29 protein-coding genes are annotated in these 26,522 nt (G+C 32.2%); 11 read left to right on the top strand and 18 right to left on the bottom strand.

The genetic code is table 11. From position 1 onward, the window contains the following. Nucleotides 1-16: 16 nt before the first annotated feature. Entirely contained in the window at nucleotides 17-1,360 is a 1,344-nt protein-coding gene (locus tag ACX6U0_RS14680; protein WP_464960630.1) for a sugar ABC transporter substrate-binding protein, read from the bottom strand. Nucleotides 1,361-1,679: 319 nt separating this feature from the next. Next, complete coding sequence (locus tag ACX6U0_RS14675; protein ID WP_464960629.1) at nucleotides 1,680-2,450, bottom strand: DUF1189 family protein; 771 nt, start codon at nucleotides 2,448-2,450, stop codon at nucleotides 1,680-1,682. A 184-nt stretch (nucleotides 2,451-2,634) separates the two neighbouring features. Between ACX6U0_RS14675 and ACX6U0_RS14670 the strand changes: the two genes are divergently transcribed. Beyond that, nucleotides 2,635-4,386, top strand: coding sequence for a glycoside hydrolase family 13 protein (locus ACX6U0_RS14670; RefSeq protein ID WP_464960628.1), 1,752 nt, complete (start codon nucleotides 2,635-2,637; stop codon nucleotides 4,384-4,386). Between the two features lie 115 nt (nucleotides 4,387-4,501). Beyond that, entirely contained in the window at nucleotides 4,502-5,893 is a 1,392-nt protein-coding gene (locus tag ACX6U0_RS14665) for an MATE family efflux transporter (RefSeq protein ID WP_464960627.1), read from the top strand. A 53-nt stretch (nucleotides 5,894-5,946) separates the two neighbouring features. On the opposite strand, the gene ACX6U0_RS14660 is transcribed toward ACX6U0_RS14665, so the two are convergent. Next, nucleotides 5,947-6,216 (bottom strand): DUF1292 domain-containing protein, encoded by a 270-nt coding sequence (locus tag ACX6U0_RS14660; RefSeq protein WP_464960626.1) that lies wholly within the window; start codon nucleotides 6,214-6,216, stop codon nucleotides 5,947-5,949. 108 nt (nucleotides 6,217-6,324) lie between these two features. Beyond that, complete coding sequence (locus tag ACX6U0_RS14655) at nucleotides 6,325-6,828, bottom strand: hypothetical protein (RefSeq protein WP_464960625.1); 504 nt, start codon at nucleotides 6,826-6,828, stop codon at nucleotides 6,325-6,327. Nucleotides 6,829-7,010: 182 nt separating this feature from the next. On the opposite strand from ACX6U0_RS14655, the gene ACX6U0_RS14650 reads away from it, so the two are divergent. After that, entirely contained in the window at nucleotides 7,011-7,313 is a 303-nt protein-coding gene (locus tag ACX6U0_RS14650; RefSeq protein WP_464960624.1) for a hypothetical protein, read from the top strand. 283 nt (nucleotides 7,314-7,596) lie between these two features. Here ACX6U0_RS14650 and ACX6U0_RS14645 read toward each other — a convergent pair whose 3' ends face one another. The 5 genes from ACX6U0_RS14645 to ACX6U0_RS14625 form a co-directional block, all read right to left on the bottom strand. Continuing rightward, nucleotides 7,597-8,037: an OsmC family protein gene (locus ACX6U0_RS14645; RefSeq protein WP_464960623.1), complete on the bottom strand. Its 441-nt coding sequence runs from the start codon at nucleotides 8,035-8,037 to the stop codon at nucleotides 7,597-7,599. 62 nt (nucleotides 8,038-8,099) lie between these two features. Continuing rightward, nucleotides 8,100-8,315, bottom strand: a complete 216-nt coding sequence (locus ACX6U0_RS14640) for a hypothetical protein (protein ID WP_464960622.1) — start codon at nucleotides 8,313-8,315, stop codon at nucleotides 8,100-8,102. Further along, nucleotides 8,312-9,406 (bottom strand): GerAB/ArcD/ProY family transporter, encoded by a 1,095-nt coding sequence (locus tag ACX6U0_RS14635; protein WP_464960621.1) that lies wholly within the window; start codon nucleotides 9,404-9,406, stop codon nucleotides 8,312-8,314. Before ACX6U0_RS14635 ends, ACX6U0_RS14640 begins: the two co-directional genes overlap by 4 nt. Before the next feature lie 11 nt (nucleotides 9,407-9,417). Beyond that, nucleotides 9,418-10,518 (bottom strand): Ger(x)C family spore germination protein, encoded by a 1,101-nt coding sequence (locus ACX6U0_RS14630; RefSeq protein ID WP_464960620.1) that lies wholly within the window; start codon nucleotides 10,516-10,518, stop codon nucleotides 9,418-9,420. Between the two features lies 1 nt (nucleotide 10,519). Beyond that, complete coding sequence (locus ACX6U0_RS14625; RefSeq protein ID WP_464960619.1) at nucleotides 10,520-11,971, bottom strand: spore germination protein; 1,452 nt, start codon at nucleotides 11,969-11,971, stop codon at nucleotides 10,520-10,522. 309 nt (nucleotides 11,972-12,280) lie between these two features. On the opposite strand from ACX6U0_RS14625, the gene ACX6U0_RS14620 reads away from it, so the two are divergent. Both ACX6U0_RS14620 and ACX6U0_RS14615 read left to right on the top strand, forming a co-directional pair. Next, the gene (locus ACX6U0_RS14620; RefSeq protein WP_464960618.1) at nucleotides 12,281-12,832 is read left to right on the top strand and encodes a TetR/AcrR family transcriptional regulator; all 552 of its coding nucleotides are present in this window, start codon (nucleotides 12,281-12,283) and stop codon (nucleotides 12,830-12,832) included. 54 nt (nucleotides 12,833-12,886) lie between these two features. Then, nucleotides 12,887-13,681 (top strand): alpha/beta hydrolase, encoded by a 795-nt coding sequence (locus ACX6U0_RS14615; RefSeq protein ID WP_464960617.1) that lies wholly within the window; start codon nucleotides 12,887-12,889, stop codon nucleotides 13,679-13,681. A 128-nt stretch (nucleotides 13,682-13,809) separates the two neighbouring features. On the opposite strand, the gene ACX6U0_RS14610 is transcribed toward ACX6U0_RS14615, so the two are convergent. From ACX6U0_RS14610 to ACX6U0_RS14600, 3 genes are all read right to left on the bottom strand, one after another. Next, complete coding sequence (locus tag ACX6U0_RS14610; protein ID WP_464960616.1) at nucleotides 13,810-14,184, bottom strand: hypothetical protein; 375 nt, start codon at nucleotides 14,182-14,184, stop codon at nucleotides 13,810-13,812. 226 nt (nucleotides 14,185-14,410) lie between these two features. Further along, nucleotides 14,411-15,739, bottom strand: coding sequence for a Na+/H+ antiporter NhaC family protein (locus tag ACX6U0_RS14605; protein WP_464960615.1), 1,329 nt, complete (start codon nucleotides 15,737-15,739; stop codon nucleotides 14,411-14,413). A 133-nt stretch (nucleotides 15,740-15,872) separates the two neighbouring features. After that, nucleotides 15,873-16,238 carry a hypothetical protein gene (locus ACX6U0_RS14600; RefSeq protein WP_464960614.1) on the bottom strand — a complete coding sequence of 122 codons (366 nt, stop codon included), beginning with the start codon at nucleotides 16,236-16,238 and terminating at the stop codon, nucleotides 15,873-15,875. A 534-nt stretch (nucleotides 16,239-16,772) separates the two neighbouring features. Between ACX6U0_RS14600 and ACX6U0_RS14595 the strand changes: the two genes are divergently transcribed. Continuing rightward, nucleotides 16,773-16,979, top strand: a complete 207-nt coding sequence (locus ACX6U0_RS14595) for a hypothetical protein (protein WP_464960613.1) — start codon at nucleotides 16,773-16,775, stop codon at nucleotides 16,977-16,979. A 158-nt stretch (nucleotides 16,980-17,137) separates the two neighbouring features. Further along, nucleotides 17,138-18,808 carry a ribonuclease J gene (locus tag ACX6U0_RS14590; RefSeq protein ID WP_464960612.1) on the top strand — a complete coding sequence of 557 codons (1,671 nt, stop codon included), beginning with the start codon at nucleotides 17,138-17,140 and terminating at the stop codon, nucleotides 18,806-18,808. A 36-nt stretch (nucleotides 18,809-18,844) separates the two neighbouring features. On the opposite strand, the gene ligD is transcribed toward ACX6U0_RS14590, so the two are convergent. From ligD to ku, 3 genes are read right to left on the bottom strand one after another with little or no spacing between them, the layout of a single operon-like run. Next, nucleotides 18,845-20,101, bottom strand: coding sequence for a DNA ligase D (ligD, locus tag ACX6U0_RS14585; RefSeq protein ID WP_464960611.1), 1,257 nt, complete (start codon nucleotides 20,099-20,101; stop codon nucleotides 18,845-18,847). A 13-nt stretch (nucleotides 20,102-20,114) separates the two neighbouring features. After that, a complete protein-coding gene (locus ACX6U0_RS14580; protein WP_464960610.1) occupies nucleotides 20,115-21,059 on the bottom strand; it encodes an ATP-dependent DNA ligase in 945 nt (314 codons plus the stop codon). Beyond that, on the bottom strand, nucleotides 21,060-21,905 hold the full coding sequence (ku, locus tag ACX6U0_RS14575) for a non-homologous end joining protein Ku (protein ID WP_464960609.1): 846 nt from the start codon (nucleotides 21,903-21,905) through the stop codon (nucleotides 21,060-21,062). 140 nt (nucleotides 21,906-22,045) lie between these two features. Here ku and ACX6U0_RS14570 point away from each other — a divergent pair, with 140 nt between their 5' ends. Then, entirely contained in the window at nucleotides 22,046-22,897 is an 852-nt protein-coding gene (locus ACX6U0_RS14570) for an MBL fold metallo-hydrolase (RefSeq protein ID WP_464960608.1), read from the top strand. Nucleotides 22,898-22,944: 47 nt separating this feature from the next. Here ACX6U0_RS14570 and ACX6U0_RS14565 read toward each other — a convergent pair whose 3' ends face one another. After that, entirely contained in the window at nucleotides 22,945-23,799 is an 855-nt protein-coding gene (locus tag ACX6U0_RS14565; RefSeq protein ID WP_464960607.1) for a manganese catalase family protein, read from the bottom strand. A gap of 180 nt (nucleotides 23,800-23,979) precedes the next feature. On the opposite strand from ACX6U0_RS14565, the gene ACX6U0_RS14560 reads away from it, so the two are divergent. From ACX6U0_RS14560 to ACX6U0_RS14550, 3 genes are all read left to right on the top strand, one after another. After that, nucleotides 23,980-24,453: a DUF2243 domain-containing protein gene (locus ACX6U0_RS14560; RefSeq protein WP_464960606.1), complete on the top strand. Its 474-nt coding sequence runs from the start codon at nucleotides 23,980-23,982 to the stop codon at nucleotides 24,451-24,453. After that, a complete protein-coding gene (locus ACX6U0_RS14555; RefSeq protein WP_464960605.1) occupies nucleotides 24,443-25,237 on the top strand; it encodes a cytochrome c oxidase assembly protein in 795 nt (264 codons plus the stop codon). The genes ACX6U0_RS14560 and ACX6U0_RS14555 overlap by 11 nt, the downstream gene beginning before the upstream one ends. 73 nt (nucleotides 25,238-25,310) lie before the next feature. Continuing rightward, complete coding sequence (locus ACX6U0_RS14550; protein WP_464960604.1) at nucleotides 25,311-25,769, top strand: hypothetical protein; 459 nt, start codon at nucleotides 25,311-25,313, stop codon at nucleotides 25,767-25,769. Nucleotides 25,770-25,815: 46 nt separating this feature from the next. Here the strand turns inward: ACX6U0_RS14550 and ACX6U0_RS14545 are convergent, their stop codons facing one another. Next, nucleotides 25,816-26,112 carry an antibiotic biosynthesis monooxygenase family protein gene (locus tag ACX6U0_RS14545; RefSeq protein ID WP_464960603.1) on the bottom strand — a complete coding sequence of 99 codons (297 nt, stop codon included), beginning with the start codon at nucleotides 26,110-26,112 and terminating at the stop codon, nucleotides 25,816-25,818. Between the two features lie 33 nt (nucleotides 26,113-26,145). Beyond that, the gene (locus ACX6U0_RS14540; RefSeq protein ID WP_464960602.1) at nucleotides 26,146-26,505 is read right to left on the bottom strand and encodes a MerR family transcriptional regulator; all 360 of its coding nucleotides are present in this window, start codon (nucleotides 26,503-26,505) and stop codon (nucleotides 26,146-26,148) included. Nucleotides 26,506-26,522 lie beyond the last annotated feature (17 nt).

The following is a 26,522-nucleotide window of genomic DNA, read 5'->3' as shown; positions in this document are numbered from 1 at the left end:
AATGATACTAGATTGATTATTTACCAGCACCACTTTGTAATGCTTCGAAATCTTCAACAGCTTTCTTTTGTGCTTCTTCAGGTGACATTAAGCCATCCCAAACGTTTACGATCATATTTTTAGCAGGATCCCACCAGTTAGCCATTTCTGGAATTGAAGGCATTGGTTTTGAGAATGCTGCTTGAGCTGCAACACCTTGAAGTAATACATCATCACTTAAACCTGGAACTTCACTTGCAAAATCCTCTTTAAGAGCTGGTAATTTACCAGTTGTTTTGTATAAAGCTTCTGCACCTTCTTTAGAACCTAAGAACATTGCGAATACACGAGCAGCCGCTGGATATTTAGAGTAAGAAGATACGTTTGCAATTTGGTTACCAGAGAAAGTTACAGGTTGGTTACCATTAATTTTTGGAAGTTGAGCAATTCCAAATTCAAATTTATTTTTCTCAGCACCTTTTTTCACATCACCAATCGCCCATGGACCAGTAATTAAGAATGGTGTTTTACCTTTAGCAAATTCTAAAGTAGTTGTATCATTTGTAGCATCTGCAGAGTTTACATCCCACTCAGGACGTACTGCTTTTAATGCTTCTAGACCAGCTTTTGCTTCTGCTGAATCGAATCCGATTTTAGAAGCGTCTGTTCCATCTTTACCGAATAAATCATAACCATTAGCTGATAAGAAGAAGTAACTCATGTAAGAGTTTCCAACTTCCCAACGAACTGTCCATTGGTTTTTCTTTTTATTATTATATGTTTTAGCTAACTCAGAAATTTGATCCCACTCAGTAGGAGCAGCATCTGAACCAGTTAATTCTTTTAGTAATGTTTTGTTATAGAATAATGCAACCGATTCTGTAGAGATTGGAACACCATAAGCTTGACCATCGCTCATTACAGTACCAACTGAAGAATCTAAGAAACGATCTTTAATTTGATCAGTATATTGTCCCATTGGTCCAATGATTGCTGATTCTAATGAAGCACCGATACCATCATGTGGTTGAACGAAAACGTCTGCACCTAATCCAGCTTCACCATCAAGTTCCATTTTAGCACGTGTATCAACCGCACCAACTTTTTCATACTCAATTTTTACTTTTGGATATTTAGCATTGAAAGCTTCAATGATAGCGTTTGCATAATCGTCATTATCTAACCATACTTTTAATGGAGCTTCACCATTTAGTACTTCTTCTTCCATTTTGTAACCTTTTGCTTGTTCATCCCAAGGAAGGTCGTCTTTCTTTTTGTCTTTAGCAGTGTTTGTAGTATCTTTTGAAGATCCACATCCAGCTAATGCACCTAAACTTAAGCTTACCGTTGCGAATACAGCAAACATTGATTTTAGTTTCACTTTCGTTTCCCCCTAACAAGGTTATAATTTTCATAAAGTATAGCAAGCGCTTTCACACTTTTATAATAATCTACTAAAATATGAAAGTCAAACAAATTAGTATATTTTAATTTTTATATCAATTGTTTTTATAAGCGCTTACATTTCACTTTTTTAAGAAATTCTACTTTCATCATAAACGATGAAGACGAAAATATATATAGCTTTTCGATTTAAATATATTGGACAATTTGGTAATTAATACCAAGTTAATTCTTAATTTTTAGAAAATTTAAAAATAAAAGGAGAACTGCTCGTCCTCCCCTTGTCACTACTGTATTTAAACAACTCGATTATATTTACGATAGATATAGAACGCAAATAAAATGACCCCAAAATTAAAAGCAATATATAGAAATGCGATTGAAAAAATCGTTCCTATCATAAACGCAAAAATAGCTGGTAATGTAGCTGCGTATGATAGAAATGAGAAGAATTGCCTATATGTCAACTTTTTAGAATTTCCAATATTAAATAATAAAGCCATTAACGATACAATTGCGATATAAATAATATTCGTAACAATCGTTATTGGGTAAAATAATTGCATCATCATTGCAACTGCTTGCATTTTGACACTTGAGACAATTCCAAGTAATAATTGTTCCGCATTTTTTTGATTTAACGCATTTACTAATTGGTCATTGTATCCTCCATAAAGATCAAATCCTAGTAAATTTGCATGGATAGTTGTTTTCCCAAAAATAATCGTGATACTCTCTTTATCATCCACATCATATTGATCTGTTGGATCAAAAACAATTCGCTGATTTTTTAATTCAATTACTTTTTGTTTATTGTCCTGACAAGAAAGTTGATGATCGAAACGACAATCAGGTAATTCTTTCTGCCAACTAGTGTTTTCGTAATACGGAGCAAATACTCTCTCCGCTAATCTTTGTGAATCAGTTTGTATGATTTGAAACACTAATGGAAAAGCAATTAATGAGCCAACTAATATATTTTGAATTAATACATAAATTAGTTTGCTATCTTTTGCTTCATATATACTTTTTAACTTAAATCGCTTTGTAAAAAAGTTTCTGATCAATTCTGCTCCTCCTAGTACATTCTGCTCTTGTCTACTCTATCACATATTATACATTTATAAAGTATGAAATAAAAATCATTCATTGTTCAAATATGTGCTTTCAAAACAATTGACAATGAAAGCGTTTAATTATACTCTTTTTTTAAGCAAACGATTGTCTAAATAAGACGCTGGAGGTAGCATAATGTTAAAAGAAGCTATATATCACCGCCCGAAAAATAACTATGCATACGCTTACAATAACGAGACACTTCACATTCGATTACGTACAAAAAAAGATGATGTGTCGTCTGTTAATTTACTTCATGGTGACCCTTATCATTGGGAAGATGGAGCTTGGCAAATTAATAAAACAGAAATGAAAAAAAGTGGTAGTACGGAATTGTTCGATTACTGGTTTGTAGAAATCAAGCCTCCATTCCGTCGTCTTCGTTATGGTTTTGAACTTAGCAATCATGAGGAAACGATTGTTTATGCAGAGAGAGGATTTTATGATGAAATCCCGACAGATGATACAGCATATTATTTCTGTTTTCCATTTTTAAATGAAGCTGATATCTTTAAAGCTCCTAGTTGGGCTAAAGATACAGTATGGTATCAAATATTCCCAGAAAGATTTGCAAATGGTGACCCTTCGATTAACCCTAAAGGTACATTAGCATGGGAAAGTGAAGAACCTGCTACAAATAATTTCTTCGGTGGAGATTTTGAAGGTGTGATTCAACATCTGGACCATCTTGTAGAATTAGGAATTGGCGGAATTTATTTTACTCCAATTTTTAAAGCACATTCAAATCATAAATATGACACGATTGATTATATGGAAATTGATCCTCAATTTGGCACGAAAGAAACATTTAAGAGATTAGTAGAAGAGTGCCATGCGCGCAATATTAGAGTAATGTTAGATGCTGTGTTTAATCACAGTGGCTATTTCTTTGAGCCGTTTCAAGATGTACTGCAAAAACAAGAAAAATCAATTTATAAAGATTGGTTCCACTTAAAGGAATTCCCAATTGTGACTGAGCCGACACCGAATTATGATGCTTTTGCATTTGTACCATCAATGCCAAAATTAAATACTGAACATCCTGATGTAAAAGCATACTTATTAGAAGTTGGTAAGTATTGGGCTAAAGAATTTAATATTGATGGATGGCGTTTAGACGTTGCAAATGAAGTCGACCATGCATTTTGGAGAGAATTTAGAAAAGAAGTGAAATCTGTTAATCCTGACCTTTATATTTTAGGTGAAATATGGCATGATTCAATGCCTTGGTTACAAGGAGATCAGTTTGATGCTGTTATGAACTATCCATTCACTAATGGCGCTTTAGATTTCTTCGCAAAAGACAAAATCACTGCTGAGGATTTCACCAATGTGATCAGTGAAGTACTTCATTCGTATCCACAAAATGTAAATGAAGTTGCCTTTAACTTATTAGGAAGTCATGACACACCTCGCGTGTTAACAATTTGTGACGAAAATATTGAAAAATTAAAGCTATTGTACACATTCCAATTATCATTCCCAGGTGCACCTTGTATTTATTATGGTGATGAAATTGGGATGACTGGAAAACAAGATCCTGGTTGCCGTAAATGTATGATTTGGGATGAAGAACGTCAAGATCGTGAACTGTTTGAATATGTTCAAACACTTTTAAAGCTTCGTAAAGACCATATAGCTATTGGTAGTGAAGGAACATTTAGCTTTATTGAAGCAAACAATGAAAATAATACAATTGTTTACGCTAAAACATATGAGAGCGATACTTTTGTTTATATTTTAAGTAATAATCCTAATAAATTATCAGTCAAAACGCCTGATTTATTCAAAAATAAAACAGTATTTAATGTCATAACAGAAAAAAATGAAACATATAATACAGAGTTTACACTTGAAGGTTATGGTATCAAAATTATTAAATTATAGGATTTGTTAAATTTATTTTAACTAAAACCAAATTATAAAATGTAAAGGGTGTCCTAACACAATACATTATTGTATTGAGACATCCTTTTCTTTTTTGAAAAGGTAGGGATGAAACATGGAATCTTCAAACAAGATTCAAAGTAACGATAAGCCACTCTCCCTTTTGCATATTACCTGGCCAATATTTATTGAAATATTATTATTCATGTTAATGGGTAGTGTCGATACCTTAATGCTTAGTAAGTATTCGGATCATGCAGTAGCCGCTGTAGGTGTTGCGTCTCAAGTCATGGGTCTAGTTACATTATTATTTGGTTTTGTAACTGCTGGTACATCAATATTAGTCGCTCAATATTTAGGTGCAAAAAATGAGTATAAAGCAAAAGAAGTTTTTACAGTATCTATGATTGCAAACTTCGGGATCGGTATTATTATTAGTATTTTATTATTCTTCTTTTCTTCCTACATTTTAAAATGGATGGGATTAGATCCAGATTTAATCGTAAGAGGAAATTCATTTTTAGAAATCGTTGGTGCATTTATGTTCGTGCAAGCAATCATGATGACGATTTCGGCAACTTTACGTAGTTATGGTTTCACAAAAGATATGATGAAAGTCACTATTTTAATGAACATATTAAATGCAATCGGAAATTATTTTGTCATTTTTGGTCCTTTTGGATTACCAGTTCTTGGTGAAGCTGGAGTAGCATGGTCGACTTCAATTGCAAGGATCATTTGTACAATTTTAATTATTTATATTTTCATGAAAAGGATTGGCTTTATTTCGTTTAAAAAAGTCCTTCAATCTAAGCCGATTCAGCATTCGAAAAATTTATTTAAAATCGGCGTACCGGCAGCCGGAGAAAATATCTCTTATAATGCCTCTCAAATTGTTATTACGATCTTTATTACAATGATTGGCACTGAGGCTCTGACAACTAAGGTATATGCACAAAATATTATGATGTTTATTTTCTTATTTTCAGTAGCAATTGGGCAAGGTGAACAAATTATCATTGGTAGACTAGTAGGTGCCAGAGATTTAAAAACTGCATATGAACATTGTCTACGCAGTCTAAAATTAGGAATCTGTATTTCAACATTAATGGCCATTATTGCAGCCTTATTCTCTAAACCATTATTTTCAATCTTTACTGATAATGAACAAATTATCCATACAGGTACATTGCTTTTAATTTGCACTATTATTCTTGAACCTGGTCGTGCTTTCAATTTAATCGTCATCAGTTCTCTACGTGCAGCTGGAGACGTGAAATTCCCCGTCATGATGGGTATTATATCCATGTGGGGCATTAGCATTCCTGTCGCGTACATACTAGGAGTTCACTTTAACCTTGGACTAATAGGTGTATGGATTGCATTTATTGCTGATGAATGGATACGTGGATTACTCATGCTTTGGAGATGGCGTTCAAAAAAATGGGAATCTGCCTCATTCGTACAGAATGAATCAATAAGCGAAACCGTTCCTGCTTCAAGTTAATTATGATAAAAAAAGTAGAAATTGTATCATCTCAATTTCTACTTTTTTATGTTTTATTCTTCTTCTTTTAGTGATTGATCAAATGCAGCAGATACTTTTTCAAATTCTTCTTCTGTTTCAATATCAAAGAATTCGCCACTTTCTTCTACTCTTAAGAAGAAAACATCAATATCTTCTTCACTCTCTTGTTCCACATCTTCAACTAAGCCAACTGCTATGTATTCTACACCTTCAATGTCAATTGAACCTAGTACTTCATAGTCTTGTTCTTGATCATCTTCATAGCTTAATGTTAGGATTTCGCCTACTTCAATTTTTTCCATGGATTTTTGTCCTCATTTCTAGATTCATTTTACATAAAGTACATCTATTCTTTATGTTCCCTAAGTGTATCAGATTCATACGAAAAGCTTAAATTTTATTTAGCGATGCTACTTTTTGAATTCAATATAGTTCCCAACATTGTATTCCATTGTACTACTAACCGAATCCTTTGTTTGATAAGAAATTCTTATAAACGTATTCTCAAAAGCTCTTCTAATTTGTTCTTCAGTTACCCCTTTTGAATAAAACACAATTTCTCGATGAACCATTGAATTGTCTTTCATTTCATTATAATTCCCAAACCAATAACGTTCTCCATCAATCGAATTGATTCTCATTTTCCAAATAGGATGTTCTGGGATATTAATACTTCGATATGTAATATGTTTCGAAGTTTTCATTTCAAAATCAAAAACTAGCTTCTTAAAATCATGAATAGTAGGATTATTTAAATCCTTCGTACCTACTTCACTATATTCTTTTTTCGTTAACTCTCTAACTATTATGTGCATTTTTATTTTTGGTTCGTACGGTATATTACTACATGAAGATAATAAAACCAATTGAAAAAAAACGATCAAAGCAACGATTACTTTATTTATTTTTTTCAATATAAAACCTCCCTAATAAAATTTTTATTCAAAATCAATAATTTTTTAGCATTTTCTTTATTTCACAGTAATATCTTTATAAAAACAAAGATTGTTATGAATCTATGAGTTTAGTTTATTCATTTGGACAAGTTATAAATCTATAAATATTGATTCATTCTATATTTTAGGAGGATATATTAATGGCTAATTCAGTTTTGATTCAAGAAAAAACAGTCTCTAAAAAAACAAAATTCAATTTATTTTTTAACCGTTTCTCAAAATCAACTCTTCAAGAAAATTCTCCAACGGAAATATTACATAACGAACTCCGAAACTTACAAAAACAACTAGAATATAAAGAAATCAATTTTATCCATGCTGAACCAGAATATATTGATGTTGCTATCATGGAGCTTGAAGCGATTCGTTTAAAATATAGTATTACTGTAAGACAATTAAAAGACATTGTATCTCAAAAAGAACAAATAAATTATGAGGCATAAAACGGTAATCTTATTGATTGCTGTTTTTTCTATTTACTTTTAGGTTCTAATCAAACCATATAGGTAGAGGTTAGCCAGGTACTCCTATCTATCTTAGTTTCTATGAACCATTAAAATACGAAACTTCACTAAATGCAAAAAAACTTATGAATATTTAATGATGTTCTGTAAATAATCACCATTTATTTCATAAGTTGCATTATATTCTCTTCGTCCAGTAAAATTACACTTCATAAACATAATTCAAAAGCTGCATGTTTCCTTAATTGAGTAATTGATTTAGTTACTTTTTCTTTACCCATGTAGATTCTAATTCTATTTCAGATTCAATGATTAGATTAAATAGGGGACATCTAGTTTCAGTATCTTTTTTTAATTCTTGTATTTTTTTATTAGACTCTGGCGTATCAACTTCAGCATAAATGGTGATTGTTTCAAAAGATGGTCTCACTGAATCCTCGACTTCAATGACACGCGGATCTAATTGCGCTTCAACATTAAATTCAATTCCTTTTAGTTCGAAATTTATTTTTTTTGCTAGAATGTGTGCAAAATTATTTTGGCTTCCAGCTAATATTCCTAAAAAAGCATTCAGTGGATGCATCCCTTTATCTTCCCCACCAGCTTCAATTGACTCATCTAAATAAAATTGATGATTTCCAGCCATAAGTGATGTGGTCATTTTAATAGAATCTGCATTTATCTTATATTTTTTTAAAATCAATTACGTCACCTCATACTTAAATATAGACAAGCAGTAAAATTACTTGCAATTATTTAAAGGACTTACCCATATATCAATTTAACCATCGGATTAAAGAATTTAATCATAAGATTCGCTATTGTAAACGGTTTGTGTTCATGGACAACCGTTGTAAAGATTACAATTAATAGCACTATGACATTAATCAATAAATAATGTTGATGACCTTCATTTCTATTACCCTTTATTTCAAAAACTAGTGCTAAAATGCAGGCTATCAAAATAAGTAAGATTTTCATCTAGTTGATACTCCTTTTCTTACAAGCATAATGATGAAAATTAATACTGGTATTAACAGTTCATAAGATAATAATGAAAATAAAGGATAAACTCTACCTAAGTAATAAGACAACTCAGTTGAATTGTTAGTAGCGTAAAATGCTAAAGTAAACATTAATAAAGTCATTGGCAATACGATTGGCTTATAACTTTCAAGATTTAAAATCTGTTTTATAGCTAAAAGTGTACAGTAAAACCAAAATGAGATTTTTAAAGTCACTCCACCTACCCAAGCGAACATGATTAATACATCTAATCTTCTCCAAAAGTAATCAATCTCAATTAATTTTGCGACAGTATAGATTGGGAAATATTGATCTTTTGTTTCAAGTCCAAGAATACCAATCGTTATAACTGATAAGATTGTACTTAAAACTCCTACTAGTAAAAGAGAATAAATAATCACTTTTTTGATATTCCCTTTTTCTTCTTTTGGAAATAGTGGGAATATCATTGAAATGAGTATGACTTGATTCATCAAACTAGACGGAGATAAAGAGCCCTTTAATACCGGTTTCATTCCTTCTGCCATAATCGGCTTTAATGGAATCTCAAGTAAAGGGATTGCAGTTAGTATAATTGTCAGAAAGGAAATTAGAAGAAAAATCGTAATTAACACATTTGTTCTAGCTAATACTGTAATTCCCATTTTGAGAATGTAAACTACGATCAAAAAATAGGCAATATAAAAATTAACCGGTTTAGATTCCGGTAGAAAAATATTTAAAGTAATAGAACATCCTTGTTTGATTACTGTACTTAATGAAACCAAACAATAGATGACGAATCCAACACCTAATAATTTTCCAATTATCTTCCCAGTTACTTTTTCAAATATCCCAATTAATGTATCGTTTGGAAAGTACTTATATAAAAAAAATACAATCATTCCGAGCAGTAATGCGTGAAGTGTACTAATAACAATCGATATCCATCCATCAATTCCTGCTATTAAAACAACTGTACCAGGTACGATTAATAGACCTGTTCCAGCGATTTGTACAAATATAATAGAACTAAGTTGTAGTGTATTTAATCTAATTTGTTTCACAATACCCACCTCTAGTCATAAACTGCGCCAGTTTGAGTGATTCTTGTTACGAATTCTAAATTAACTTTTGCATCTTTAAATCGATTTGGATAATCAGCTTTGATTCTCTTCCATTGCTTTGGATGAGAACGATAGAGTAGATTCCCAAATCCAAAGTAATCTAAACCAATGTTTTGTGCGTATTTTATTGTATTTAATACCGTTTTAGTAATCTCTTGATTTAATTCATTTTCTAATTTTGTAATATTTTTTGGATTCTTTAAATCTAACATACATTGGTTCTCTGTTATCATTGCCTCATAATAACCAGAAATTTTAATATGTAATTTATTATCTTGTGCAAGTGACACGCTTGTTTTCTTATTTTTATTTTTTATACTATATGAAATTTTACTTTTCTTTGAAGAGGATTGATTGCAATTCAGAATCATTCGTGACCAATCATTCTCTAAATTATATAGCCCCCAACCCTTAGCAACTTCTCCGTCAATGGTTGTTACATATTTATCTTTGTTAAACACTGATAATCCATCAATTCTTGGATCGTCTCCACTTACTGAGATATGAGTAACTCTTAAGTTCGGATCTTCAAAATATAAATTTTGATATATTTTATGAATCGTACTTAATTCACCAGTACTAGTCAGCTTTGATGCGTCATTGGCAATATTTTTTAAATTTAAACCCGTAATACTTTCACTTTGCATTTTACTTAAAATTTCACTAGGCTTCTTTGCGATTAGGATCAATACGTCTTGTCTCATTTCAAGATTTCTTCTAAAAAAGTCCAACGTTCCTCTAATTCCATTTTTTGCAATATCTTCACTTAAAATGATGACAAAATTATGAGACCAATATGTTCGTTTCGGAAGAAATTCGTTAAATCTCTTATTTGCATCGTAAAGCGAAATGCCCGATACAGTTTTGGTTATTAGTTTAGGTTCCATATTTTTAACAGGCTTTAAATATTGTATGGTCAGGTTATAGTCTTGGTCTTTTGTATAATCTACCCCTACCGAATTTATTAAAGATATTTCATTCACTTCTCGTGTTACATTACATGAAGTCAAAAATAGTGTTATCAACATGAAAGATAAAATCATTCTTTTCATCTTACTGCTCACTCACTTTATAAACATTGTTCTTTTTTCGTTCCTGAGATCTCTTCGTATGGAAAGGAATAATAAGGTCTTTGACTTCTTTAAAACTAGAAAAAGAAAGATCAAAGAATGGAACACCAAAAGATGTTAAAGAAGTAATATGTACAATAATTGCTACCATACCAAGCATTAACCCAAATAAACCAAGATATGCAGTAGTAATCATTAAGCAAAACCTTAGTATTCTTAATGGAATTGCAAAGCTGTACTTTGGAATCGCAAAATTAGCTATACCTGTTAAGGCTACTACAATAACCATAGCAGGTGATGCAATACCCGCTTGAATCGCAGCGTCTCCGATTACAAGGCCACCTACAATTGATACTGCTGAACCTACTGGCTGTGGTAATCGAATTCCTGCCTCACGTAACAATTCAAAAAACAATTCCATTATGACTGCTTCGAAAAAACCGGAAAATGGGGTCCCTTCTTTTTGCATTGCAATTGCAATCGCAAATTCTGTAGGTAACATTTCAATATGAAATGAAGTAACACCGATATAAAAAGATGGCAAAAGAATCGAAATTAATAATGCCATGACTCTCACAACTCTTAATGTAGCCCCAAGCCAAAATCTCTCATAATAATCCTCTGATGTTTGAAGAAACATTTTTAAAGTTGACGGAACAATTAATGCACAAGGACTACCATCTACAATAATACAGATTCTACCTTCCATAACATCCGAAGCAACCTTATCAGGACGCTCAGTCGTGACGATTTGAGGAAACAAAGAAAATGGATGTTCTTCTAAAAATCTCTCAATCGTTCCAGAATCATGTGTATTTTCAATATGTATTTCATCTATTCGATCTAAAACCTTCTGAAGTATTCCTAATGAAACCTTATTATCCATGTAAACTACTGCAACACATGTTTGTGATTCAGAACCAACTTTTTTAAATCTAATCTTTAAGTTTGGACTAGGTATTCTTGAGCGCACAAGAGCCAAATTTGTACGAATTACCTCAACAAATCCTTCTTTAGGGCCCCTGATTACTACCTCGGATTGTGGCTCTGAAACCGTTCTAAAGTTTTTACTAGAGAAGCAAACTAAGCCTGCCTTATTACTGTTTGGAAATAGAATTACGCAATATCCATAAAATAAATTAGAAATGATATCCTCTATCGTATCTAGAAAAAATATTGATGTAGGTGGGAAAACATTACTTAAGATAGACTCATCAACCATTTTCCCTTTGCTAGGATAATTTTGAATGACTTTTTCGAAAAGAGTTTCAAAGATTAACAATTCATTAATTATATTTTCACAAAAGATAAATACAATCTCGTTACCTTCGATATTGTATGGATTCAAAATACGAAACTCAATATCTTCACAGTGGGAAAGACGCTGCTGGAAAAATTTAAAATTTTCATTTACTGAATTGCTTAGTTTATCCATTTATCTCCACCATCTTATACAATTAAATTAATGTATTTGTTTCTCATATATATTGTTCCTAAAAAGCAGATTTATTCATAATTAGGTTATAAGACACCCTATATTCATTATCACTTACTATTTGTAGAAATTTTTGTGAACTGTAAAAGTAAAAAAGTTATGTAGAATAATGAAAATAACCTTATCCTTCTCTATAATGAAATAAGGTTATTTTCATTATTATTAATAGATAACGAATTGTTATGATGAAACACGCTTGACATTCTACCTACTAGTAGATAAAATCATCAATGTGAGGTGATAAAGTAAATGAGTCGTTCAAATGAAATAATATCCTCTGCTCATCAATTGATTTTAGAAAGGGGGTACAGTGGATTTAGTTATGCAGATATCGCGGAACAAATCGGTATAAAGAAGGCATCTATTCATTACTATTTTCCATCAAAAGCAAATTTAACACAGCAAGTTATAATTAACTATCGAAATGTGATTCAAAGTAATATGCGATTACTGAATTCAATCCCAGATCCTAAGGATCGAGTAAAAGAGTTCATTCTTTTTTGGGATAAGTGTTTAGCTAAAAATCCTAGAGATATATGTCTTTGTGCCATATTAATTTCTGAGATTCCTATTTTACCCCAAGAAGTTCAAGATGAGATACAGGCTCACTTTACAGAACTAAAGGAATGGCTTATTAGTACATTTGAAAGTTACGGAAATAATGATAAGAATGATTCAATAGAGAGAGCAAACTTATTGTTAGCCGGTATTCATGGTGGAATGCTTACATCAAGGATATTTAACGATTCAAATAACTTTCATTCTATAAAAAATAAATTAATAAAATTAGCTACAACCTAATTTTTTTTTGAATAAATTCTACCTACTAGTAGATAAATATAAGGAGTGTTCTTAATGACTAAACCAACAATAATATTCATTCATGGTGCATTTGTGACACCAGAAAGTTTTAAGAAAATCGAAAATTATTTTACTGATAGAGGTTTTAATACGATCACGCCACCATGGCCATTTCATGATAATTCCAAAAAAAATGATAGAAAAAACGCATCAAAGGAGCTTGGAAATTTAGGTTTAAACGATTTAATTGAACATTATTCAAAAATCATTAAATCACTTCCAGAAAAACCTATTATCATTGGTCATTCTTTCGGTGGAATGTTAACTCAGTTATTAATGGATCGTAATTTAGGTCAGCTAGGAATAGCAATTAGTCCGGCAGGAACAAAAGGAATTTTCGGTGCTGCTTATCCAACTACTGCAATAGCAACTACCCGTATATTCTCTTTCCCATGGTTAAAAACGATTAAATTGTCATTGCCAGAGTTTAAATATGCTTTTGTTAACGGTCTTCCTGAAAAAGAACAAATTGATGCTTATGATAAACATGTTGTACCGGAAACGACAAAGATTTTCTTTGAATCTGCTGCTTCTGCATTTAAATCGAACACCCCTGCTGCTGTGAATTATAATAATGGAAATAGAGGTCCACTATTAATGATTGCTGCTGAAAAAGATCGTCTCGTTACAGCAAAACAAATTAAAAAGAATTTTAGTTTTTACAAACAAAACTCAGGGGCTATTACTGAATACAAAGAATTTCCAAATCGCAATCATTGGATCATTGCCCAAGACGGTTGGGAAGAAGTTGCTGATTATATAAATAACTGGATTAAAGTAAATATCTAAAGAAAAAACGATAACACTTTTCATAATAAGTGTTATCGTTTTTCTCTTTCACTAAATATCCAACTTCTATACAGATACTTTCACCAATTCAATCGTTTGAAGGATTAAACTTTCTGTGTTTTTATATTTTATTTTTCATTCACTTTAAAATCAATTGGCGAGCTAATGTTATAGTCAATTTCAACATTTTTACCATTCTTAACTGTTTCTACATAAAATTCTGCACTACCGTTAAGGATATAGTAACCATAGGGCAAGCGTTTTGTATCCATGATTTTTTTCATAAAATCTACATATTCTTTCGGGTCATCACTACTATAGCCCCCACTTCCTACTATGTATTCTTCTCGAAAAGGTTTTCCCTTTACAATAGTTGTTTTCACTGATGGTAGATTCATAATATACCCGATATCATAATTTTTCGTTCTCTCTTTCAGATTAAAATAAAACGGTGATTCTCCATGATAAACATAATAGCAAACAACACTGTTAATAAAATACATAACTTTTTCATACAGTACCCCCTCGGCAATTCTTGATAGGTTGTATTAAAATGAATGGTTCTGTTAAAAAAGATGGTTGATTTCATAACAGAGCCAATAATAAAATATTTAGACTAATCAATTTCTAGTTTTAGCAGATTCGATTTCATTCAAAAGGTACTTTCAACCTATTAATACAAGGTCAAAATAAAAAAACACTTTTGGAAAAGTGTTTTTCGCTAAATAATTATGAACTTATCTCATATCTTGTTTGATAATTTTTACGTCTTTTCGCAAATGAAACAACTAATGTTAAGCATGGCAGTATCCATAAAAATATCGCATATGGTATATAGTCAAACAAATCCATATTTACAACAGTGCTACTCATAATAGCAAGTACATTCCATGGGATCATTGCTGGAAAAAGCAAAGTTGTATCGCTCATTATTCGTGCCAGTTCTTCTTTACTATATTTAGTTGACCAATGAGAAAGGAATGAACGACCAGTCAGAATAATTGGCATCGTTTGATTTCCGGCTATTATACAAATAAACAGAGATGCAATAACAGTTTTAAAAGAATCAGACATCATAGATGTTGATGATAAGAGCCATTTATCCAAGATGGGTTGAATTACATTTAATTCTTCCAATAATGCATTATAAACACCAGCGATTGCAATAAACAGAAGTAAGCTATACATATGAATTAGACCTCCGCCTAATCCTTCAATGCCATACCAAAGTGCATGTATAATATCTGAAAAAGAAATATTTCCATGAAAAATAGCTATGAAACTACTAGATAAAATACTTATAACGTATGAAGCGATAATGTTTAATCTTAATAAAACAAGCAAGACTAACAGAACCGGCGGGATAAAATGAATGAATGCGATCTCTTGTACGTACTCTAGTTCATTATGTATGACTGAAAGATTACTTCCATACTTAATATCCATCATGCTAAAAAACAACCCCGTCACTAAGATTGCTAAGATGGAAGTTAAAAGCATTGCTTTGCCTTGTTTTTTTACAGTTGTTTCTAATATATTGGCTAATAGTTGATGCGCACTTGAAAATGGTGAAGTTCGGTCTCCAACAAACGCTCCTGAAATAACAGCACCGGCTGTAATTTCTAATGGTATATGTAATAAAATTGCAGTACTCATTAACGGTACACCTAAAGCGCTTAATGTTCCGATTGATGAACCAAGTATCATTGAAAAAATCATTGTTGTAAGAAAACAAAAGACAAAAAAATGATGCGGATTAATAGCTTGTAAAGTAACAGAAACCATCGAGTTAATTGTTCCAGACAAAAACCAAGAGGGCAGCAAAAAGCTAATTAAAAATAAAATCATTAATACAATTTTTACTTTTCCAATTCCTTTATACCCTATCTTCAACATAAGCTTAACATCATAACCTTTTTTTAAGCTTAAAAATATTATGAAAAAAAGCCCTGGCAAAATGCCAAATACGAGTGAAAAATGTAATATAACCGAAGTAATAATTCCTAATAACGTAATAAAAATAAGTAAACTAGCTTGCCTTACAGAGTGTTGCTCCATTCTGTCTCCTTCTTTCAAAAAATCTTGATTCCTTTATTATAATGATAGAAATGAATGATTGTAAATTTTACAAGGATTAAAATTCAATTAAAAAGCACTACTTCTAGCTTTTTGAAGTAATGCTTCTATGTTCTTATGCGAAAACTAAAAACAAAATAAGAAAGATAAAATAACCGACATGTAGAAATAGAAAAACGACCACGCTCTTAATTTTTCTATGCAGTAACATGTACTTCAATACTAAACAATGTCCAAAAAGGATTAATACTGATCCAACCCATCCATAAATAAATGCTTGTAATAAATAAAAATTCATTCCGAATTTTTCACTATTTCTTGTTAATGCCTCACGCAAAAAAGCTATAATATAAAATACTGACCAATAGTTAAAAAAAGCTACAATCACTAGCGAAAAAAGAATGGCTTGTGAATAATGTCCGATCAACCATTTGAAAATCCTTCTTGCCCATCCATTTATCGCTCCAGTTTTTTTGATCAATACAATCACTTCCTTTAAGCCTTAGCAAAGTTGTATTATGGATTCCATTGAACAAAAAACTTATCTTTTCGACTGATTAACGTAAGTTATTAATCTATCAATTTTTAATATTATGATTCATTTATTATCATTACGTAACTTTTAATAAAACTTAGACCCAACTTCTAAATTATATGTACTTAATATTGCACCATTCGATGTAATGAAAAATTTTTTTACAATGCTTTTCTCTAAAAGATTGTTTCTTTGGATATAAAATGACAAAAACACAAGTTGAATACACAGAAGATGCGAGTCTTCTTTGGGAGTTGCGGGAAGGGTAGACTCCGCAGGGAGGTCAACAGGATGTCGGACATACTTGCTTTTCGACAGGACAAGATGGTTTTAGCATGCCTACCATTCTTAGCTCACGCCCCGCTGAAAGGAAACATCCTGGAGTTGTAATCAACTAACACATACTTAAAATTAAAACAATGTATACGAAAGCACATAATTGTTAACAAAAAAACCATCCTATTTAAAGGAGGTGTGATGATGTCAGAACCAATACAACCTGGAAACAAGAAGCTACCTGATTTTAATGAATTGAATGATCGTTTGATCGTGGAGCCTTCTAATACTGGGCCAACATTAGTCATAAAAACCAATTTAGATCCAAAAGACTCAACTACGGATAATCCATATTATCAACATGAGTCAAAATCAAGTAAGAAGCAATTTGAAGATTATTTTGAACAGTAAAGTTAAAAATAAGCTGGCTACCAGCTTATTTTTTTTGACTAGATAAAATTGAATCAATTCAGGTATAACGCACATACTAAGAAAAATATGGGAATTTTATGGGCATTTAATATTTAGAATTCAATTAATTTTGCTCGTAGAATTAGGAGGGATAGAAATTGAGGACAGAAGAAAGACTTTCAATTTTCGCATTAGGTGGTGTAAATGAAATTGGAAAAAATATGTATGCCATTCAATATGCAGATGAAATACTCATTATTGATTGTGGCGGGAAATTTCCCGATGAGAGTTTATTAGGCATTGATCTGATTATTCCAGATATAACGTATCTACACCAGAATAAAGAAAAAATAAAAGGATTAATTGTCACACATGGACATGAGGATCATATTGGTGGCATTCCATACATATTAAAGCAATTGAATTTACCAATCTATGCTTCACGATTAACACTTGGATTAATTGAGATTAAATTAAGAGAACATGGACTCCTAGGTGATACAGAATTACATATTATTCAATCTGATACTGAACTTCAATTTAATGAAATTGGTGTAACTTTTTTCAAAACAAATCATAGTATCCCTGATTGCCTCGGTATTGTATTTCATACCCCTGAGGGAGTTGTTGTTCATACTGGTGACTTTAAGTTCGACTTAACTCCAGTTAATAATCAATATCCAGATATTCATAAAATGGCTGACATCGGAAGTAAAGGCGTATTACTATTGTTATCTGAAAGTACTAACGCGGAACGACCAGGCTCAACTCCATCAGAACGTATGGTTGGCGAACATATTGAAGAAGCATTTCATAGAGCAAAAAGAAAAGTCATTATCTCTACTTTTGCCTCAAATGTTCATCGTGTTCAGCAAATTGTTGACGCCTCAATAAAGACGAATAGAAAGCTTGCCTTATTAGGAAGAAGCATGGTAAATGTAGTAACAGTTGCAATGGAAAAAGACTATTTGAGAATTCCTGAAGGTATGCTAATAGATACGCAAGAAATTCATCGTCTTCCACCAGAAAACGTTACGATTCTTTGTACAGGAAGCCAAGGTGAGCCTCTCGCTGCACTTGCTCGATTAGCAAGCTCCAGTTATCGAGATGTAGAAGTCTACCCTGAAGATACTGTTATTTTCGCAGCATCACCTATTCCGGGTAATGAACGAAATGTATCTCGAATCATTGATAATTTTTACGCGCTTGGTGCAAATGTAATTTATGGATCGGGTAGTTCAACTGGTATGCATGTTTCAGGCCATGCATATCAAGAAGAGTTAAAACTAATGCTTACACTAATGAAACCAAAGTACTTTATTCCAATACATGGTGAATTTAGAATGCTTCATCATCATAGTGCATTAGCAGAATCAGTTGGAGTAGAGAAGTCGAATATTTTTATCATCAAAAATGGCGATGTAGTAGATATCCAAAATTCTGTCGCATCCCAAACTAGAAAAATTCCTTCTGGTAATATTTATGTGGATGGAATGGGCATTGGAGATGTGGGGAATATTGTCCTCAGAGACCGTAAGCAATTGTCTGAAGACGGAATGCTAGTTATCGTGATTACCATTAGTAAAGCTGAGAAGAAAATCATCTCTGGTCCAGATACAATCTCGCGTGGCTTTGTATACGCTCGTGATTCTGAAACCCTTATTAGAGAGGTTAATAAGCTCGCAACTGATACTGTAAATGACTTATTGGATGCCAATACACTTCAATGGAATGTGATGAAACAAAATATGAAAAGATCAATTGGACAATTTTTATTTACAAAAACGAAGAGAAAACCAATGATTCTTCCAATCATTATTGAAATATAAAAAAAACTCCCTTAGACTTATTCGTTTAAGGGAGTTTTAGTTTTTATGTTCTTTTAACTTAGATATAACTTCTATTAAGGTTAGATTCTCTTGTTTAAAATAATCATTCATTGGGCAGCTTGTGCTTGCTAAACGATTTAAAACAAATGGTATTGTAAATGTTTCAATTTTTAAATCCTCTGTTATTTCATCCCAATAAAGTGGAGTGGCAACTGTAGCTCCCTCTCTCCCTCTTGCTGAATAGGGACAAATGATTGTTTTACCTTTAGCATGCTGTACATAATCAATATATAGTCGTGTTCCCCGATTTTTTTTAAATCGTTCAATTGTAAACTCATCGGGAAATTTCTCAATTAAATAATTTGCAATAAAACTTGTAAAAATCCTCGTTTCATCATAAGTTAATGAATGTTGTTTGATTGGGATATGAATTTGAATCCCTTTACTCCCAGATACTTTTGGATAGCTTTTAATCTGAAATGATTCAAAAATTGGTCTCATTTCCATTGCTGCTTTGATCGCTAAAGGAAATGCCGCTTTATCTGGTGGGTCTAAATCAAAAACAATTTCAGTAGGATGATTACTTTCAAAAGTTTGAAAGGGAATGTGAAATTCAATTGCTAGTTGATTTCCTAACCAAAGAAGCGTCGATACATCATTACAAATAATATAATTATTCCCTTCTTGCTCTTTTGTTACGATAAAGCTTGGTGCATAATCTGGGCTATTTTTTTGGAAAAAGGATTCCCCTTGTACACCATGCGGATACCTGATAGTAGTTAACAATTTATTCTTTAAAAATGGAAGCATATATGGTGAAATTTGGGCTAAGTATGAAAGATAGGCCTCCTTTGATAGATGAGGTTCACTCCAAATTGTCTTGTCACGACTTGTCATCGCTAACTCATCGTCTAGAGGCATATTTTTTAAAATTAAATGATCCCAGGTACAATCCTCAAAAGAATTCTGTAGCTGAAATGATGTAAATGAAGGATCGATTAAACGATCATTTTCAAGCCCTTTAAATGCCAGTTCAATACAGATCCCTGGTTCAACAAATATCGTTTTATTTTCGATATTTTTCTGATTATCAATAATGGCTTTTTTCAAAATTTCTTTTTCATTTTGATTTAGTCCATTTGCAAACGATCCAATTTCGATCATTTCATTTTGTTTTTTGATTCCTGCTATAAAATGTTCCTTGTCTGTTTGAAAACCTAAAATAAAGAAATAACCACTATAAATAGGGTCTTTATTTTTATGGAATGGCTCTAATAAATGTGTATGATTCATCATGTAACTTCCTTTAATTTGTGAGCTTGCATGTTTTTGGATCTTGGTTAACAAAAGCTTGGATACTTGGTTGACGTAAAGAGTGTCCTTCTGTCCATTCGATAAATTGTACCTTTACCGTTAATAATGGATTTAGCCACTGAATTTCTTTCACCCGCTTAGGCTGATTCGAAAACGGATTTTTTTCAATTTTTATTGCTTCAATGATTTTCGTTAGCTCTTTCCATTCAGCATGAGTCAATTTCCCTGTTCCGACATGTCCGATATACCAAAAGCGATCCGCATCATCATACAATCCAACTAAAATAGAATTAACAATTCCTGACCGATATGTAACTCCACCAATGACAGCAATAATATCTTTATAATTTTTTATTTTTTGCCAATCACTATTTTTTCCATCGATGATATATCGACTATTGAGGTTTTTACAAACAATCCCTTCTAAAGCATGTTGTTTTGAGACCTCAAATAATGCTTGATTATCGTTGTTGATTGGTACGACTTGAATGTGCTTATTTGGTTTAATGACTGAAGAAAGTAACTCCCATCTTTCCTTCAGGGTCTTATCGTTAACCCATTCGCCGTTATAGTACACAATATCAAAAATCATATAATAAATTGGCACAGCTTCCATAACAAACTTCACTCGATCTAACCGTCTAATTCCATCCCTACGCATAACCTCATGAAAAGAAGGATTACCATTTTGATCTAGCGCAATGACTTCCCCATCTAAAATAATTGAATCAGCATTTGTATACGATCGAATATTTGTTAACTCTGGAAAAATATTTGTTCTTTCATTGTGTTTGCGATTATAAAGTTTCGTTTCCTCACCATTCCAATAAGTTAAGATTCTAACTCCATCCCATTTAATTTGTGATATCCACTCTTGACCTTCTGGAACATTATTTGAAGAGACTGGTTCAAATGGATAAATTGGATTGAGCTCCATTTAACTTGTAGCCTTCTTTGGTGCTCGCGTTTTTTTCGGTGCCGGAGTTTTCGGAGTAGCTTGTCCTTTCGTTCGATCAATACTAGCTTGTAATGCAGACATAAGATCAACAACATTTTTTTGTTCCGCCGCAGGCTGTTCTTGTTCAGTAGCAATGAAATCATTACTTTGTACTTTTTGATTAATTAACTGTTCTAAAGCTGTTCTATAAGTGTCAGTATAATTCTCCGGATTAAATGTTGTTGTTAATTGCTCCACTAACATCATACCTGCTTGGAGTTCTCGCTCAGATAAACCTGCTTTTTCAGGTACACCACCAGGAATTCCTTCAATTGCTCTAATTTCGTCCGGAAAATGTAAAGTTTCCAAAATGATTGAATTTTTATATGGACGAATAGCGGACAAATGTTGTTTACTTCGAATGGTTATTTTTGCAAGGCCAATCTTCTTACTTTTTTTCAATATTTCTGAAAGTAGAGCATAAGCTTTTGCTCCTCCCGAGTCGGGGCCAATATAATATGTTTTGTCAAAATAGACCGGGTCAATATCAGCCAACTTAACAAAGTCAATGATCGAAACTGTTTTTAATTCAAATTCTTCTTTTAGCTTATTTATTTCCTCTTCTTTAATTTCAACAACTCTACCATTAGGTGTTTCAAATACTTTAATAATTTCATCAGAAGTCACATCGTCATCACAACTTGCTACCTTCTTATATGAAATAGGCGTTTTACAATCTTTATGATACTGTCTAAACTTCAAATCCTTATCTTCCACAGCTGAAAATAGCTTCACTGGAATTGTAACTAATCCCATACTGATCGTGCCTTTCCATACGGTATGCATATCTTCACACCCCTTTTCATTTTTCTATTATCTTTTGTTAAATGCAATCGTTTAATTCAATAAGTCGATTAGTATAAATTAATGTTTTAAAAGGAGAATACAAAATGAAAGCTTAAAGAATAGGAAGTGAATAGTATTCAATGGAAAAGGAGAACACTGAATTAGCAACAAGCAATTTTCATTATATGCCCATCACATCTGTATCTAGTGGAAAAGGAGAATCACTTACAGCTGATTTATTTTATGAAACTATCCAAATCGTTAATATTTGTCTATTTGGTAATCCTGATGTTTCAAATGAATGGGTTTTAATCGATACGGGAATGCCAAAGTCAGCCGCGAAAATTAAAGAACTTGCTGAAGAAAGATTTGGTAAAAATCATATACCAAAAGCTATTATTTTAACACATGGACACTTTGATCATGTTGGAGCTGTCACTGAACTTGTCAACGAGTGGAATGTTCCTGTTTATGCCCATTCATTAGAATTACCCTTTTTAACAGGTGAAACAAATTATCCTGAACCTGATGGATCAGTGGAAGGTGGACTGATTGCAAAAATCTCACCTCTATTTCCAAATGAAGCAATAAATTTAAAGAATTATGTACATGCTTTACCTGAAAATGGTGAAGTTCCACATATGCCAGGTTGGAAATGGATTCATACTCCTGGTCATACACCTGGACATGTCTCATTTTTTAGAGAAGAGGATAAATTCCTAATTGCTGGTGATGCTTTTGTTACTGTTAGGCAAGATGAATTATACAATGTGCTCATTCAAAAGCAAGAATTGAATGGACCACCTAGATACTTTACTACAAATTGGATAGATGCTTGGAATTCGATTAAAAAACTTGAGACATTAAAACCAAAAATTGCAATAACTGGGCATGGTTCACCTATGTTTGGCAAAGAGCTTGAAACAAATTTACATAATTTAGTGGTAAATTTTGAAAGTATAGCAAAGCCAGATTATGGCCGTTACGTTTAATGAAAAAACTCCCTAAATGGGAGTTTTTTTAAAATAGATTTACTTTTTTAGCTATTCAAATCATATAAACCAGAAGCATGTTCATTTGGCATATCTGGTAATTCAGGTACTGGGAATCCTTCAGGTGGATTCGTAACAATTAATTCCCCACCATTTCTACTTGGTGTTTGTCCATTGAATATTTCTCCGATACGAGTTTGATCAAGTCTGAAATTGAATTGTGCATTATGATAACCCATTTCAACATACTTTCGACACTCAGGATACTTATTTATATCATAATTCGGGACTGGGAATAATTTACCCCAGTTTACTCCAAGTGTTTCCAATGCTTTTGCAAATGCGTTTTGATGCGCATTATCACGTACAATTAAAAAGCCTAAAGTTTCCCTTAGTGTTTGGTTTGAACTCATTTCATAAATTCTTGTTTTTTCTAAGACTCCCGTTGATTCAACAATGAGGTTATTTAATAAATCTGCAATTAAATTTCCGTGACTATACACCCATGAGCCATTCCAAGGATTCCCACCTGCATCTACCGGTAAAGAAGCTTGAGCACCTGAAATAAAGTGGTGAGGATTAGCATGTTTAACAGCTTCATCAAGCGGTGCACCATCTTGTCCTGCATTTCCTGGAGTTGATAAGCCAGCACCGTTTAATAGTTGATTGATTGTATTTTGAACAAGTTCAACATGACTAATCTCCTCTAAAAATACACCTCTGATTAAATCACGATACTGCTTTGCTTTCCCTCTAAAATTTGAACTTTGAAAAAAGTATTGCATCATTGTTCTCATTTCACCGAATTGTCCACCTAATGTTTCTTGAAGTACTTTTGCCGCTGCTGGATCTGGTTTATCTGGTTTAATGATATTGATTAATTCCTCTTTGTAATAGTACATCTATATGTTAACCTCTATTCCTAATAAATTTTAATAACAAAATTATGATGTGTAGAATAGGCTTATTTATCCGAGTAATTAATGGGAATTAATTTGTAAGAAGGAATAGTTAAGCTGTTTGTGATTTTGAAGCTAAGGGTAGAATAATTGAAGAAAATACTGCTTAAAGGATGATTGATTTTGAATAGAGAAAATACTTCTGAATATAGAAAGCAAAATTTCTGGTCAGGAATACTGTTTGGACTTGGTATGGTTGCATTCATTGATGAAACGGCATTTCACCAGCTACTACATTGGCATCATTTTTATGACAAATCAACAACGTCCATCGGTCTTATTTCAGATGGATTGTTTCATGCATTTAGTTGGTTTTCTACAATTTGGTCATTATTTCTACTTGCAGATTTACGTAGAAAAAGAGCATTTTGGCTTAAACGGTGGATTGGCGGACTATTTCTAGGAGCAGGTCTTTTTCAACTTTATGACGGGACTGTACAACATAAATTCATGAAGCTGCACCAAATTCGTTATCATGTTGATATACTCCCATATGATATAACTTGGAATATGTCTGCTTTGATTATGGTCATAATTGGTTTTGTAATTGTGCTTAAAACTAGAAATTTTGAAACTATGGTTAAAAATGAAACATAACCATTTAGTGCATTCGCAATTTAATTATTTTGAGCTAATCCTTATGATTGGATTATTGTTTATGTTATTCATTTACTGTTTTGCAGCATTTTTCGGTAGAACACGGTATAAAAAATGGCCAAAAAATCGTTTTATCTATTGGTTTTTAGGCTTAGCATGTATCGCAATTGCGTTAGTTGGGCCAATTGCACATTCCTCGCATTTTAATTTCGTTTCACATATGTATGCTCATTTATTGTTAGGAATGCTTGCACCATTACTTATTGCCCTTTCTTTTCCTCTCACACTTTTATTACGTTCAATCAAAGTACAGCATGCACGTTTCATAACCCGAATGTTAAACAGTAAAATGATTGGTTTTTTAAGTAACCCGGTCACTGCATCACTACTCAATATTGGAGGTTTGTGGATTCTGTATACTACCAATTTATATAGTTTGATGCATCAATATAAGCTAATACATCTTTTTGTACATTTTCATATTTTTCTAGCTGGGTATTTATTTACGATTTCAATGATTTATTTTGATCCAACATCACATCGCTATCCTTTCTCTTATCGTTCAATTTGCATGATATTGGCTTTAGCGGGTCATGATATTTTATCAAAATTTATTTTCGCCCATCCTCCTTATCAAGTACCAATTGAACAATCGAAAGCTGGTAGTAAGGTTATGTATTATGGTGGAGATATAATTGATTTACTGATTATTTTTATCCTTTGCCTTCAATGGTATAAAACGTCAAACCAAAGAGTTTTAGTCATAAAAGGCCAACCGTCTTAATGGTCAGATTTGGTATAAATAATTCCTCCTATAGTAACAAAAAGTAATACTACATTCCTAAAGGAGGACTTGTATGAACAGAATTTTATTAACACTAACTACTCTAATGCTCACATTATTATTATCGATAAATGCATTTGCAGCTTCAGATTCAACAAATTTAGATCAAAGCTACGAAAAAAACAACAAACGTATCAATAGAGACTTTGATCATGATTTCTATGATCCAAATCATGTAATGGATGACAAAGATAACATTTTAAATAACACAAAAAATGAATTTAACGATATGAAAAATGATGTGAATCGTAATGTTGATGAGTTGAATAATGGAACAATGAATAACAATGGTACATCAGATACAAATCGTTATTACGAAAGAACTGTTACACCAAAACCAGTTGGAAATACATTAAATCCAGCAGACGATGATGTTCATATGAATTATGGTTGGTTAGGATTTCTTGCGCTTGCAGCATTACTTGGATTAATTGCATATTTTATGTTCCGAAGAAAAGAAAGAGTAGATTGATGAGTAAAACCTTATTGGATGAGCCCAATAAGGTTTTTTTAACAAATTATAAAAGTTTTACATTTTCAAAATGCTCAACTGTCGGAAATGGATCATAGAAATGATGTAATAATTTCCTCCATTCCTGATATTCTGGAGATTCTCTAAATCCAATAGTATGGTCTTCCAACGTATTCCATTTAACTAATAGAATATATTTTCCTTTCACTTCGATACATTTTTGCAATTCATGTCCTAAATACCCATTCATAGAAGAAATTAGATGGGATGCTTTTTTGAATGCCACTTCATAATCTTCTTCCATCCCAGGTTTAACCATCAATATACAGGCTTCTAAAATCATGTCATTTCTCCTTTAACGAATATCAAAGTAAAGTTAATTTTTTTGAATGAAATCTTTATAAGAACTAATTTTCTTCTCCAACATCTTGTTTGTTTCTTCTAAGGTTTTCAGCTGATTTTCAATCGAGGTTTTATGTTCTTCTAACAACTTTAATCTTGCTAGAGAAGTTTGTTCTCCTTGGGTAAACAAATGAGCATATTCTTTAATTTTCGATATTGGCATTTGTGTTTCCTTTAATTTTAGAACAAATTGTAACCATTGGACGTGGTTTGTATCATATATTCTTTCTCCATTTTCATTTCGATCAGGAAGAATGATTTTTTCCTTTTCATAATAACGCAGTGTATGTGCACTTATTCCTAGCTTTTGAGATACTTCACCTATTGAATACACAAAAAACCTCCCATATT

The organism is Gottfriedia sp. ABJ_BB2_2, assembly GCF_055484705.1.
The sequence above is the reverse complement of the archived record's forward strand: the minus strand, read 5'-3'. Positions and strand labels throughout refer to the sequence as shown.